The sequence below is a fragment of the Mucilaginibacter galii genome, from assembly GCF_014635825.1.
Lineage (GTDB): Bacteria > Bacteroidota > Bacteroidia > Sphingobacteriales > Sphingobacteriaceae > Mucilaginibacter > Mucilaginibacter galii.
Window position 1 is genome coordinate 688927 of the sequence record NZ_BMDO01000001.1, and the last position, 14427, is coordinate 703353.

The 14427-nt window shown below is 43.4% G+C and carries 11 protein-coding genes; 1 reads left to right on the top strand and 10 read right to left on the bottom strand.

The window, feature by feature from the left end; genetic code table 11:
• Window positions 1-11 precede the first annotated feature (11 nt).
• The 8 genes from IEV61_RS02975 to rhaT all read right to left on the bottom strand — a co-directional run bounded on the left by IEV61_RS02975 (window position 12) and on the right by rhaT (window position 10387).
• Window positions 12-893 (bottom strand): transporter, encoded by an 882-nt coding sequence (locus IEV61_RS02975; protein WP_188413623.1) that lies wholly within the window; start codon window positions 891-893, stop codon window positions 12-14.
• Between the two features lie 545 nt (window positions 894-1438).
• A complete protein-coding gene (locus tag IEV61_RS02980) occupies window positions 1439-2035 on the bottom strand; it encodes a LutC/YkgG family protein (RefSeq protein WP_188413625.1) in 597 nt (198 codons plus the stop codon).
• A 104-nt stretch (window positions 2036-2139) separates the two neighbouring features.
• A complete protein-coding gene (locus IEV61_RS02985) occupies window positions 2140-3516 on the bottom strand; it encodes a lactate utilization protein B (RefSeq protein ID WP_188413627.1) in 1377 nt (458 codons plus the stop codon).
• Window positions 3517-3625: 109 nt separating this feature from the next.
• Window positions 3626-4363: a (Fe-S)-binding protein gene (locus tag IEV61_RS02990; RefSeq protein WP_188413629.1), complete on the bottom strand. Its 738-nt coding sequence runs from the start codon at window positions 4361-4363 to the stop codon at window positions 3626-3628.
• Complete coding sequence (locus IEV61_RS02995; protein WP_188413631.1) at window positions 4360-5754, bottom strand: FGGY-family carbohydrate kinase; 1395 nt, start codon at window positions 5752-5754, stop codon at window positions 4360-4362. Before IEV61_RS02995 ends, IEV61_RS02990 begins: the two co-directional genes overlap by 4 nt.
• A gap of 1 nt (window position 5755) precedes the next feature.
• Window positions 5756-7030: a sugar isomerase gene (locus IEV61_RS03000; protein WP_188413632.1), complete on the bottom strand. Its 1275-nt coding sequence runs from the start codon at window positions 7028-7030 to the stop codon at window positions 5756-5758.
• Window positions 7031-7146: 116 nt separating this feature from the next.
• Window positions 7147-9267, bottom strand: a complete 2121-nt coding sequence (locus tag IEV61_RS03005; RefSeq protein ID WP_188413634.1) for a bifunctional aldolase/short-chain dehydrogenase — start codon at window positions 9265-9267, stop codon at window positions 7147-7149.
• A gap of 1 nt (window position 9268) precedes the next feature.
• A complete protein-coding gene (gene rhaT, locus IEV61_RS03010; RefSeq protein ID WP_188413635.1) occupies window positions 9269-10387 on the bottom strand; it encodes an L-rhamnose/proton symporter RhaT in 1119 nt (372 codons plus the stop codon).
• Window positions 10388-10748: 361 nt separating this feature from the next.
• Here rhaT and IEV61_RS03015 point away from each other — a divergent pair, with 361 nt between their 5' ends.
• Window positions 10749-11780: a GntR family transcriptional regulator gene (locus IEV61_RS03015; protein ID WP_188413637.1), complete on the top strand. Its 1032-nt coding sequence runs from the start codon at window positions 10749-10751 to the stop codon at window positions 11778-11780.
• Window positions 11781-11863: 83 nt separating this feature from the next.
• Here IEV61_RS03015 and IEV61_RS03020 read toward each other — a convergent pair whose 3' ends face one another.
• The gene (locus IEV61_RS03020; protein ID WP_188413639.1) at window positions 11864-12700 is read right to left on the bottom strand and encodes an amidohydrolase family protein; all 837 of its coding nucleotides are present in this window, start codon (window positions 12698-12700) and stop codon (window positions 11864-11866) included.
• A gap of 92 nt (window positions 12701-12792) precedes the next feature.
• Window positions 12793-14403, bottom strand: coding sequence for a SusR family glycan utilization regulator (susR, locus tag IEV61_RS03025; RefSeq protein ID WP_188413641.1), 1611 nt, complete (start codon window positions 14401-14403; stop codon window positions 12793-12795).
• Between the last annotated feature and the right edge of the window lie 24 nt (window positions 14404-14427).

Sequence of the window (14427 nt, forward strand, 5' to 3'; positions counted from 1 at the left end):
TTGTATTATTTTTAATACCTGAATGCAATACCGGCAAAATAATCTTTATGTGCCATGGTTTGCAGTCCGTAATTAATGCCTACGTCTATCTTCAGGTCGTGTGTTACTTCGTATTCCAGCGCCGCATCTAAAAAGTTGTTCATTTTATGATCTTTAAAATTGTAGGTGTAAAAGCTCTCGCTAAACACTTCCAGTTTCTTGAATAACACATGGCTCAGCGTTACAGATTGCAATAGTTCGGCATGCCTGGCAGGTGCTTCATCATCTTTTAAATAGTCGCCTTCAAGCTGCATCCCTATTTTCCACTCATGGGGCAGTTTGAGCAGCATAGGTATCATAAGGCCTTCCTCATAAATTTTATTATCAGTGTAGGTATTGGTTGGGAACTTTATATAAGGCATTACTGCTATGCTAAAGTTACCATCATAATTGCCATACAGGCTTTGCTTTATACGCACGGTAATGTCGCCAAAACCCGATGCCGACTCCTTTTCGCCGGTGGTAATTTCATGATTAATTTCCTTGCCGTAAGTTTGTACAATTACCTGCAAGGCTGTATTCCTCAATATACCCAATTTTAAATTTGCCTGATTTGCCAGCCAGCTGTGCTGCCGCTCATCTTCAGTGCGTTCACGTTGAAATTTAAACAGATCGGCCTCGTATTGAAAGTGACCTGCCTCTACGGTATGCGGCGTTTCGGTAACATTGGGGCGGTCAGTTTCCATGTCCTCACGCATCAGCGCCTTTGGCAGAGGTTTAAATAATGTATAGCCTTTGCGGCTTGTATCCTGCGCATGGGCATTATTACAAAAAACTTGTAGCAGCGCCACAATTATCAGTAAAGTTACCGTACGCCAAAGTCCCTTAGTATTATCATTCTTAGTAATCGTCATTATCATAAGCGTCTCTTTATTGTGCAACTGCGCAAACGCCAAACTGTTTCACTCCCATGAGTTGTATTGTATAATTTACATGCTGGCACGCCTGCTTAAACTGCAACACGCCTGCCAGCACATAACAACGGTGATTTTACAAGTAGAAAAAAGGAAATATGCCTAAAGCAATGGCTGATTACACTGCCGCCGAAATAATGTTCCCGGCTAATTTAGAAATGCAGTACTGGCACGCCATTAAGTTGGCTAACAATAAAGGGTAAAATAGGCATCGATTATGCTGAAACCCATTTACGCCAAACATGCCAACTGACGCGAACTTACCCGCAGACTGCCAAAGGTAGGGCAATTAACAGTTATGCCTAAAGAGTTGCAGGAATTATTGTATGCTGGACTTCAAATATCAACTTATTGGCCTCATATTTTATAATTTTGAGTGCCAATGATAAATTCTGTTACTCCTGCTAAAAGGCAACATGCAAGCATCAATAAGATCTCTCACTATCGTTCGAGATGATAAGTTTGAATTATAATGAATTATTTAATCAATCATTCAACACAAACACCGTCATACTGCGCGGCCCATGCGCGCCCAATACCAGCGACTGCTCAATATCGGCCGTTTTAGATGGGCCTGCAATGAATGCTCCCCAGCCATACTCAGCGGCACCTATACGGGTATAGGCCCGGTGCATGGTGGGTTCAATATTTTTAGCACTTACCACAGTTGCCAAATGCTGGCAAATGAAAGGTACTGCACGGTGCCCCAGCAGTTCTTCGGTCACCCAAACAGAACCGTTTTCGGCCACGGCAAAGTGGGCACTAATGATAGCCAGTTCTACATCGGCCAGATGGTGCGCAGCAGGGTTAATTTCATAAGCTGCGGTAGCAATGTCGTCCAGTTCGGGTACCAAGCTCAGCACTCGTTTTTCGAGTGAGTTGTAGCTGCCTTTAATGATAGCTTTCACCTCCTCCATGCTGTTTACGCGGTACATTTTACCTCCTATAGCAGTAAGTACAGCTTCGTATTGCGCCAAAGCATCCTCATAAGTAATTTCCTGAAATGGAGTTACGTTGGGCAAAGGCAATAAATCGGGCTGGTTCTGCTTTACCGCTGCTAATATTTGTTCTCTGCTGCTCATTCTGTTAGTTCATAGTTATTAGTTCATAATCGATGGTTCAAAATAGTTGGCTTTACGTGTTACTTTCAAACCATGAACTATCGACTATGAACCAAGAAGTCATTTTACTTCTTCCTGTTCTTCGCGTACCACTCTCCAAATGATTGCTCGGGAGAGGAGGGCATTTCGCGTTGCTTGTACCAGGGGTTAAGCTTATTGCTTACTGCAAAAGGTGCGTATTTAATAGTTAACCTACCCATTTTACCTGCTGCATGGTACAGCGTGGGCGAGGCTAAAGTTTTAGCCATTACCTGCATGGCTATCTTTTTGCCTGTTGGTGCATAGCCTTCTTTCACCAGTACCTGTCGCCATTTATATAGCTGATCGTGAATATCAATTTTGACCGGGCAAACGTTAGAGCATGAGCCGCAAAGCGTGGAAGCAAAAGGCAGATCGGCATACTTACGCATGTCTAAGTTTGGTGCTAAAATAGAACCTATAGGGCCTGCTACGGCGGTATGGTAACTGTGGCCACCACTGCGGCGGTATACCGGGCAGGTGTTCATACAGGCGCCGCAACGGATGCACTTTAACGAGTTGCGAAAATCCTCGCGACCCAATTGTATGCTTCTACCATTATCTACCAGTACCAGGTGCATTTGCTGTCCTGCGCGTGGTTTTTTGAAATGACTGCTGTAGGTAGTGATGGGTTGACCTGTGGCACTGCGGGTAAGCAGGCGCAAAAATACGCCCAGATGCTCACGCTTAGGGATCAACTTTTCTATTCCCATGCAGGCGATATGTACATCGGCCAAATGGGCGCCCATATCGGCGTTACCCTCATTAGTGCACACTACAAATTCGCCGGTTTCAGCTATGGCAAAGTTAACGCCGGTTAATGCAACTTTACGGGTCAGGAATGTTTCACGCAAGCTGCCACGTGCCGTTTCGGTTAAAAACTGCGGGTCTGACATGTTAGAGGGCGTACCCAAATACATGTGGAATAGGTCGCCTATTTCTTCTTTCTTTTTATGGATACAGGGAAGTACGATATGGCTTGGGGCTTCGCCGGCTAACTGCACAATGCGCTCGCCTAAGTCGGAGTCGATCACCTCAATGCCATGAGTGGCCAAGTAATCATTCAGGTGGCATTCCTCGGTGAGCATGCTTTTGCTCTTCACCATCTGCGTTACCTTATTTTCGGCAAGCAGGCCATGTACAATCTCATTATGTTCTTTGGCATCGGCCGCCCAGTGTACTATAATGCCGTTAGCCTTAGCGGCAGATTCAAACTCCTGCAGGTAAGCGTTCAGGTTGCTCAGCACATTGTGCTTAATACCTGAGGCGGCTTCGCGCAGAGCCTCCCATTCGGGCAGTTGGTGCACGCTTTTATCGCGTTTGGCACGTATCCACCACAGGGTTTCATCATGCCAGTCTACCCGGTCTTCGTCTTTATTAAATATTTCGGCCAGTTCGGCGTGATCTTTAGTTTCTGTAGTCATTAGTCTTTGGTCTTAAGTCCATAGTCAATTGACCATAGTACATTTTAATTTCCAAAACTCAGCAACCCCTTCTATCTACGGACTATCGACCATAGACTATGGACTCACTTTATCCTTCACTATTCAATATCTCTGCAATGTGCAGCACTTTTACTTTACTGCCCTGCCGTTTTAATATTCCTTCCATGTGCATGAGGCAGCTCATATCGGCACCGGTAATGTACTCAGCACCATGTTTAAGATGATCGGCCACGCGGTCTTTACCCATTTTGGCCGATACGGCTTCTTCGGCCACGCAAAATGTACCACCAAAACCGCAGCACTCATCCTTGCGGTCGAGTTCCACCAATTCTAGGTCTTTCACCATGTTTAACAACGAGCCCGGTTTAGAAAAGTTAGGCGCTACCAACTCGGTCATGGAACTTAAATGCAGTCCTCGTTGCCCATGGCAGCTTTGGTGTACCCCTACTTTATGCGGAAAGCGGGCAGGCAGGCTTTCCACCTTCAGCACGTCGGTTAAAAACGAGGTAAGCTCCCATACCTGGTGGGCTATGGTTTTAGCTAACTCGGGTTGTTTATCATCGTGCAGGTGTTCCCTTATGTGCAGCACGCAACTGCCTGATGGCGACACGATGTAATCGAAGCCTGAAAAATTATCGATAAAAAGACGGTTACAGCCACCTGTTAAATGCTCAAAACCTGAATTTGCCATTGGCTGGCCACAGCAGGTTTGATTAGGTGGGTATACAACAGTTACTCCCAGTTTTTCCAGCAACTGTAAAGTTGCTATGGCTGCGCCGGGGTAAAACTGGTCAACATAACACGGTATAAATAGTCCTACAGTCATATATGTACGGTATTCGATGCTGTATTATAACGTTTAAGTTGGATAAGGTTGTTAGGTAAAGCTTTATTATTCCAAGATTTATGAATAGCCAATGCTGTACCCACGGCCGTGGCCTGTGCAACAGAAGCTGCCCACACTTTAACGTCAGGGAACAGATCGGCCAGCAAATTCATAAAAATTTCGTTCTTACCAAAGCCGCCGTCTACATAAATGTCTTTTACGCTGGTACCGTCTAAAACTAACTGTGTAGATTGGTATTGCAACGAAGCCAGATCAAGCATCAATTGATGGTAGGCCTCGGTATCGGTAGCAAATGAAGCAAGATCTCTTTTAGAAAATCCTGAAGTAATGAGGCCGGTACCATCTTTTACAGCGGTAGCTTGCGGCTGCTCGGCTTTCAGCTTGGCAATAACCTCGGGCAGGTAAGGCATGGTACGGTATTTAACCGCATTTTGCTTAAACCAGGCAGCTATCCGTTTAACCTCCTGCTCATGCTCGTTTCCGGAGAAAACGCGCGATGCTTTTACAGGCTTGCCCTGGTATTGCAGGTAAGCCAAACAATCCTGACTCAACTCTTGGGGCGTTAGCGGCTGATCATTGAACGGATTAAGGCTAATGCACCAAGTACCGGTAGACAGCAGTACAAACGGCTCCGTGAAACTTACAAGATAAGGGATCAACGCTGCCGAGCTATCGTGCAAGCCGATACCCACGGCACAGCTTTTACCTTCAATGATCATGGCCAAAGCCTGGTTAGAAGGAAATATGGGTGCCAGCTTTTTACGCAAATGCTCTGCCTTAACCCACGAATGATATTCTTGCTGGGTAAAATCCCAAAGCTGGGTATGGCAGCCAATGCTGGTAATATCAGAATAAGCCGCGCCCGATACCAGCGAACTTAAATACTGGGGTAAGTGCAAGGCATATTTAACCTGCTCAAACAGTTCGGGCCTTTGATATTTAATGCGGTACAATTGCATGCCCGAGTTAAGGTTACCTAATACCGGCGATGCCGTTTCGGCGGCTATCTTATCAGGAGCGCCGTATAACTGGTAAAATTGCTCGCTTATTTCTTCGGGGTATGCTTTGAGGTAATTATACAGGGGCGCCAATGGCTGCCCCTGCTCATTAATGTATACTAAGCTTGCCCCGTACGATGAAAAGTTAATGGCTTTGATCTCAAACTCGTTAAGACGGTATATTTCATGCAATGAATCAAAAATGGACAACTGCAAACTTTCCAGGTTTTCGCAGGCATCGCCATCTTCATCTAACGTTTCAATAAACCTGGCCGACTTTTCGTAAACGATGTTATAGTCCTCATCCAGCAAAAAAAGCTTCTTGTTGGTTTTACCTACATCAAATACGGCTATTACGGGTGTTTTGGTCATGCTATAATCCTGTGGCTACGGTGTTCTGGCCACGTTCTTTAATTAAATTACTACGTACATCCAAGCTGCGGTAAACACCCAGCGGATTTAATGCGCCACCTTCTCTTAAACGTGCCTCTGCTATCAGCGGGCGAACGTCGGTACGATAAGCAGCCTGCAAAATCTCCTGTGCGGCAACAGCATCATTTGATTCTTGAGCTTGTTTCAGAGCAGCGGTATCGACTAATAAAGCCTGAGCGTAAGCAATTTTGATGGCTTCTACCGATTGTAATAGATCTTCAATCGGGTCTTTCACGTTGTGCGATGCGTCGATCATCCAACCAATACTGGTTGCATGAGCCATGCCGCGGGCATCCATACCTTCCACCAGTTCATTAAAAATGAGGAATAATTGGTAAGGGTTAATGCTGCCTACAGTTAAATCATCATCACCGTATTTAGAATCGTTGAAGTGGAAACCGGCTAATTTGCCTTCCATCAGCAATAATGATACAATTTGCTCAATGTTGGTGTTAGGCAAGTGATGACCTAAATCTACCAGAGTAGAAGCTTTAGGGCCTAATTTATTGGCTAACAATAACGATTGTCCCCAATCGCCAATGGTGGTTGAATAGAAGTATGGCTCGTAAGGTTTGTACTCTACCCAAACTTTCCAGTCTTGAGGTAAAGCAGCATAAATTTCCTGTAAGCTCTCTAAAGTATTTTGGAAAGCGTTACGGAAGTTTAACTGACCCGGAAAGCTTGAACCATCGGCCAGCCAAACAGACAATGCATTTGAACCTAACTCAACACCGTATTTTATAACTTCGATATTGTGTTCAACCGCTTGCTTGCGCACTGCTTTATCTGAGTGATGCAACGAACCGAATTTGTAGCTTAAGCTTTGGTCTTTTTGATCCTGAAAAGTGTTAGAGTTTACAGCATCAAAACGTAAACCGTGATGTGCGGCTACTGCTTTTATAGCGTCTGCATTTGATGGGATATCCCACGGAATGTGTAGGGAAATAGAATTACTTGATTTGTTTAGCGCGTGGATAGCACCTACATCCTCAATTTTTTCTTCTAAAGTACGGGGCTCGCCACCGCCCGAAAAACGGCCGAAACGTGTACCACCTGTACCTAAAGCCCAGCTTGGAATAGCGATATTGAAAGCCTGTATCTTTTGGATCACTTCATCCAAATTTTTAACGTCGGCAGCCACATAATCAAACTGGCGCTGGTGTTTATTGCTTAACTGATGATTGGCTTCATCAATTCTACTTTTTTCTATTAACATAATTTATAATTGGTAGCCCCTCCCAAACCCTCCCCGGGAGGGAGGGCTTTTGAAAGGCAAGTTATCATGTTGTGTTTTAAAAGTCTCCCCTCCCGGGGAAGATTTAGAGGGGGCTTTTATCTCACAAAACCGGCAGCAACACCACCGTCAACGTTAATAACGTTACCTGTAGATTTACCTAATAAGCCACCGGTTAAGGCGAAGCAGGCGTTGGCAATATCAATCGGCAAAATAATCTCGTTCAGTAAAGTGCGTTTTGCGTAGTAGGCAGGCAGTTCGGCCACGGTAATACCGTAAGCTTTAGCACGGCCTTCGGCCCAGCCGCCAGCCCAAATATTACTATCGCTGATCACGGCATCAGGGTTTACCACATTCACACGGATCTTATCGGGGCCAAGCTCCGCAGCATTTAAGCGGCTTAAATGTAATTGGGCAGCTTTGGCACTACCGTAACCTGCATTGTTAGGGCCGCTTACCAAAGCGTTTTTGCTTACAATGTTAATTACATCGCCACCAATGGCTTGTTTTTTCATAACAGCAACAGCAGCCTGGGTTACAAAGAACTGGCCTTTCACCAATACATCATATAACAAGTCCCAGTCTTTTTCGGTATGGTCGCCAATAGTTTTAGAGATAGATAAACCTGCGTTATTCACAATTAAATCTACACCGCCAAAGTTTAAAGCAGCCACATCCATTGCACCTTGAATTTGCTCAGCGCTGGTTACATCCATAACAGCAGTAGCGTATGAATCTTTACCATACAGGCCTTTAAATTCTTCGCCGGTAGCTTCTAAACGCTCAGCGTTCATGTCGTTCAAAATAACAACGGCACCTTCTTCTACAAACTTTTTAGCGATAGCTTTACCAATACCACCGGCACTACCGGTAATTAAGGCAATACGACCGCTTAAAGCTTTAGGTTTAGGCATACGCTGTAATTTGGCTTCTTCTAACAACCAGTACTCAATATCAAAAGCCTCCTGGCGTGGTAACGAAGTGTACTCAGAGATAGCCTCGGCACCTTTCATTACGTTAATAGCGTTGGTATAAAACTCGGCAGCTACACGGGCCGTTTGCTTGTCTTTAGAGAAACTGAACATACCTACACCCGGGTATAAAATAATTACCGGATTGGTATCGCGGATGGCCGGGCTATTATCGTGTTTGCAGGTATTGTAATAGTCGGTATACATTTGGCGGTAAGCCTCAAATGCAGGAGCCAGTTGTGCTTTTAAACCTTCAACATCGCTCAAATCAGTATCAGGTGCTAACTCCAACACCAGCGGACTGATCTTGGTGCGCAGGAAGTGATCGGGGCAGCTGGTGCCCATTGGTGCCAAACGCTCTAAATCGTTAGAGTTTATATATTCTAATACACGTACATCATCAGTAAAATGACCGATCATGTTACGCTCGCTTGAGCAAAAACCACGCAGTATAGGTGCTAAGGCAACGGCTTGTTTTTTACGGCCGGCTTCGTCTAAGCTTTGGATTTTTTGTCCGCCAAAAACAGGGCCTTTTTTGCCGTAGTTTTGCTCTAAGTATTCAGCACATTTTTCAATTACCTCTAAGGTGTTGATATAGCTTTCGTAAGCAGTATCGCCCCAGGTAAATAAGCCGTGCGAGCCTAACATGATACCACGGATGCCCGGGTTAGCATCTAAACAGGCTTTTAATTGTAATCCTAATTCAAAACCCGGTTTTTTCCATTCTACCCAACCAATAGTACCGCCAAATAACTCTTCAGTAATTTGTTTACCGTCTTTAGCCGCTGCAATAGCAATGGCTGCATCAGGGTGCAAGTGATCGATATGTGCAAATGGCAAAAAGCCGTGTAGCGGGGTATCAATAGATGGTGCTTTAGAGGCCAGGTCGAAAATGCTGTGATTAAACAGTTCAACCATTTCATCTTCATGCTCTACACCACGATATACGTTTTTTAAGCTGCGTAAGCGGTCAACGTACAGAGCAGCAAGGCCGCTTTTCTTAAGCGTACCAATATCACCACCCGAACCTTTGATCCACATTACTTCCACTTCCTGACCTGTTAATGGGTCTTTTTGCATGAGTTTGCAAGAAGTGTTACCGCCACCATAGTTAGTAAGGCGCAAATCGGCACCTAAAAGGTTAGATCGGTATATTAAAAGGGCTACCTCATCGCCGGCCAGTTCGGCTGCTTTGGCGTCATCCCATAAATAGCTTACGTGCTTAAATTCGGTTGTGTTAACAGACATATTAAATTTTACTATTACTTGTTACTTGTACGTTTTCTTTGTCTTTAATCTTATTACCGTATCCTACAATTAATACAGAAATTACGATAGTTGCTATACCGGCAACTACGGTCATTAATGCTTTGCGGCTTACGCCTTTCCACTCTTTTAATACCAAACCCCAGATATTGGCTATGAGAATTATAAAGGCCATGTGCAGTATCCACGAGCTTGGCCCGTTACCTAAACGGCTTTCGCCCATACCGTAGAAAAAGAACTGCAGAAACCATGTAGTACCGGCTAAAGCCGAGAACAGGTAGTTGGCAAGCAGCGGTGTTTTCTTATCGGTATAGTTGCCAAAAGTTTTATTCTTAGCGTTCAATATCATACAGTAAATAAAATTGGTAGTGAAACCACCCCATAGTATTACAATATACGTTACGTTATTTTGATATAAGAAATTGCCCTGACCAGGGTTTGCCGCCATCCAGATATGGTTTGCCGTATCGGCCATGCTGTGACCGGCTTCTATACCAAAATTGAAGCAAGCACTTAACACACCCGAGATAATAGCCAGCGTAATACCCAAACCAAATTTGTATTCGGTATTGGTTGCCGAAACATCGCCCGATGCGGTCATTTCCTTTTCTTTCATTACTCCTGCCCTACCGCAGATAACAATGCCTATTACACATACTAAAATACCCAACAGCACCATTTGGCCCCAGTGGGTATTCATCAACGTAGAGATGGTATCCTTATTAGGTTCGGGATTAAATTCGTAATAAATGGATGGGATTAGCGATCCAAAAACAGAACACAAACCCAGTATAACAGAACTGCCTAATGCTACGCCTAAATAACGTACGCCCAAGCCGTAAGTTAAACCACCAATGCCCCACAATACACCAAAAACATAGGTTAACTGCAAAATGCTTCCGCTGGTATTTTTTATAATTTCGCTAAAGTTAGGAATGGTTAACCAGGCTGCTAAAGGTGGTACAATAAGCCATGAAAACAACCCGCCCACTATCCAAAAGCTTTCCCACGCCCAGCCCTTAACCTTTTTATAAGGTATGTAGAAGCTGCCCGATGCAAAGCCCCCTATAAAGTGAAATATAACGCCTAAAATTGCCTGCATTCTCTAAAAATTTTAATAATTGGTTGTAGCGAAAGTAGAAAAGCTGCATAATACAGCTATCATGTACTGTCATGGTAAATATACATGGCACTCGTCAATTTTAACCACTGATACAAACAATTGTAATAATACTTTATTAACTCGTTAAATTAACATAAAAAGCATTTTCGGGTAATATCCTACAGGTTTATGTTAATATCGGTAAATTTGGCTACTTTAGTTGCAGACTACCGACCAAGATTATAAGCGTTTGATTTACAGGTACCGCCTAAATTCGGTAAGCTTTTTGCACTGTAGGTTTTTCAGCTTTTTTTGCTGGTATCTATGCCTGATTAAGTGAAGTTATGATTAACTAATTTTCATGAAACCACTCTCCTTTTTAGAATATATTGAGATTGATTACTATTCGTCGACGCCAAAATATTTACAGTTAGCTAACTCTATTGCCAAAGCTGTACGCGATGGACGCCTTAACCGTAACGATACCCTACCTTCTATTAACGAGCTGAATTATAACTTTGAAATTTCGCGGGATACGGCAGAGAAAGCCTACAAGCATTTAAAGTCGGTAGGTATTTTAGGTTCGGTACCCGGCAAGGGCTATTATATTAAAAGTGTGGAAACCCTGCAACGCTTTAAGGTATTCCTGCTCTTTAACAAATTAAGCACCCACAAAAAGATCATATACGATGCCATTGTTGCCGGTTTGGATAACCAGGCGGCTATAGATATCTACATTTACAATAACGACTTTTCTTTATTCAAAAAAATGCTGGAAAATGCCAGCGATGATTATACCCATTATGTGATCATTGGTCACTTTTTAGATGGTGGCGAAACGGCGCATGAAGTAATTAACAAATTACCTAAAGACAAGTTGATCTTGCTTGATAAACTGGTAAAAGGTGTAGAAGGCGAATACGCCGCTGTTTACGAAAACTTTGAGCTCGATATTTTTCATGCGCTCGAGTTGGCACTTGAACCTTTGAGCAAGTACCAAACTATCAAGATTACCTTTCCAGAGCATACTTACCATTCTACCGAAATATTAAAGGGCTTTATTGATTTTTGTATGCAGTATGCTTTTAACTATAAGGTGGTGCACGACATACAAAACGAACCCATTAACACCGGCGAAGTATATGTTACCCTGATGGAAAACGACGTGGTGGTTTTGATAGAACGCCTGCTGCAAACAGACTTGAGGATAGGTCAGGATGTGGGCGTAATTTCTTACAATGAAACGCCACTGAAAAAGATCATTTTAAATGGGCTAACTACCATATCTACCGACTTTCAGAAAATGGGCGAAATAGTGGCTCAAATGATTATCACCAATCAACGTGAACACGTAGAAAACCCTTTTCATTTAACGTTGAGGGCTTCTCTGTAGTAATAAATAAAGTTTTAGTTGTAAGGGGCTATTCCGTCATGCCGATGAATATCGGCATGACAGGGTGGGATTAAAACCCATACTTACACATCCAACTTATAAAACTTAACAGCATTGCCTCCCCAAAAAGCATCTTTTTCGATTTCGCTTAGTTGTTCGGTGTAATATCTTACCATTTTTATTACCCGGTTATAGCCGCCGGCCACCATGCACACCGGCCAGTCTGACCCAAACATGAGCCGGCCTACGCCAAAAGCTTCAAATATCACATCCATGTAAGGCTTAAAGTCTTCTTCTTCCCAACCGTACCAATTAGCTTCGGTCACCATGCCCGATACTTTACAATGCACATTATTATATTGGGCTGCCTTGCGTACGTCGGCTGCCCATTCGTCTATCTTCCGGTTTTTAATATCGGGCTTGGCTATGTGGTCTATCACAAAAGGCTGATTAGGGAACTTTGCAATAAGCTCGGCAGTGTAAGCCAATTGATCGGGGAAAATGAGGATATCGTAAGTGAAGCCATATTTTTCCAGTAAACCAATGCCATGCATAAATTCTTTTTGTAGCATCAGATCGCGCTGTGGCTCGCCCTGCAACACATGCCTGAAACCTTTTACTTTGCTTTGAGTACTGTAGTATTGCAGCCGCTCCTCAATGTTATCAGCCTGTAGGTCTACCCAGCCCACTATCCCTTTAATAAACGGATACTGATTGGCCAGTTCTAACAAAAACTGGTTCTCTTTTTCGGTTTGGCTGGCTTGCACGGCTACACAACCATCAATGTGGTTATGCATTAAAATGTGCAACAAATCGGGTGGTAAAAAGTCGCGGCGTATAACATCCATTTCATCATTGATCCAGCTATCTCTAACCGGGTCAAACTTCCAGAAGTGTTGGTGCGCATCGATCTTGTACATGGTAAGTAAATGTTGATGCCTAAATGTACAACTTAAACTAATATCAGTGTATGCTACTCATCCACAAAATGTACAATATGAAGCTGTGTTTACTATTTTGGGGTATCTACCGCCTTGATAGCCATAATACGCTGATCAAATTCTTCGCCGTGGATAAGCGCTTTGGCTTTAATACGCATTTTGTAAACGTAAATGGTTTTTTCAGAGTATTCGAGAATATTGGCGACAGCTTCCGGGTCAGAGATACCCAAACGCATCAGGGCGAAAATGCGCAGGTCAGTAGTTAAAACCTCATGCTCCTTGGGCCATATCTGCTCCTTTTCGGGCAGTAAAGCGTTGAATGCCGTAATAAAGTTGGGAAATATTCTCAAAAAAACATGATCGAAAGTGTAGAAGAGGTCTTCACGTTCTTTCTTGATATTGATCTTATTGATAGTGATCTGGATATCATCATACTTCTTGATAGAAAGCTTGGTATCAATAGAATGCTTTAACTTCTCGAGCTTTAAAATGTAGCCCGATATGGCATTAAAGAAGTAGCCAATGTAATCTTCCTTGATGCGGGCATCTTCTAATAATTTTTCGTTAATGCTTTCCAGTTCCCTGTTCTTATCCTCAATGATCTTTTCTTTGGCTTGTACCTTTTTCAATTGCTTAAACAGGATAATAGCGAACAGCACAATTAATGAAGCCAATACGGTGATAACCACGAGATAAATAAGAAAGCGGGTACGTGCTTTTTCAGAATCATTAAGTTCCTGAGCGGCTACAATGGGCAGCACTGTGCTAATTTGGAACTGGCGCTGGCGGGCACCGTAAAACTCGGCATCGGCCATGGCCTGCTGTATAAAAGCGTAAGCATTTTTCGAATCGCCGTTTTTGTACAACTGCTGCGCAAGCCAAAACAGGGCTACGGTTTCTTTGGTAGATGATTGCACATCGGCCACGGCTGCCTGGGCCAGCAGATCAATACTTTTAGAATTTCTACCGGTAGATATATAAAGATCGCTCAGCGTAGATGCCACGATGGCAAACTCATGCTTATCGAGCTGGTGAGTTTTAAGCAGATTCAGGAAAACAGCTTCGGCTGCGGCATACTGTTTATTTTTGAGATTTTTGTAGCCGGTTAAGTATAGTTTATTATAAGAGTTTGGCTTGCTGATGGCAATGGCCGAATCTATGTACCTGTTAGCTTCGGCATTATAACGCGGCGAAAAATTACGGTCGTTATCATACGTGGCAACATCGTAGTTGGCACGGGTAAGTACCGAGTAGTATTCAAAGCGGGCACTATCATCGAGGTAACGGGCATCAATGCCTTTAACGTTATCAAATGCCTCTTTAAACATACCCGAAGAGAGGAGAATAAAAGCGGTTTTTACTTTACTGTAATACTGCTTTGATCTATCGTTAAGCCTGTTACCTAAAACCTGCATTCTATTCACATAAACGGAGGCAGAGTCGTACTGGTAGGCTTTATACTCTTCGTATATCTGACTGCAAATAGTAAACTGGCGGTCGGCATTTTGAGCAGGTGCAGATGAAAGCTGCATTTTTAAACGACGCAGCTTATATTCTTTAGTCTTATCGTAAGTATTTTTGCGGTCTATTTCAGTTTTAAGTTTTTCTAACCAGTTGTTATCACCGGCAAAAGCACCCAGAGAAATTAACAACAGTAATAAAACACTTAAATACCTCCTCATACAATGGTTATAACGGGCGTAAAA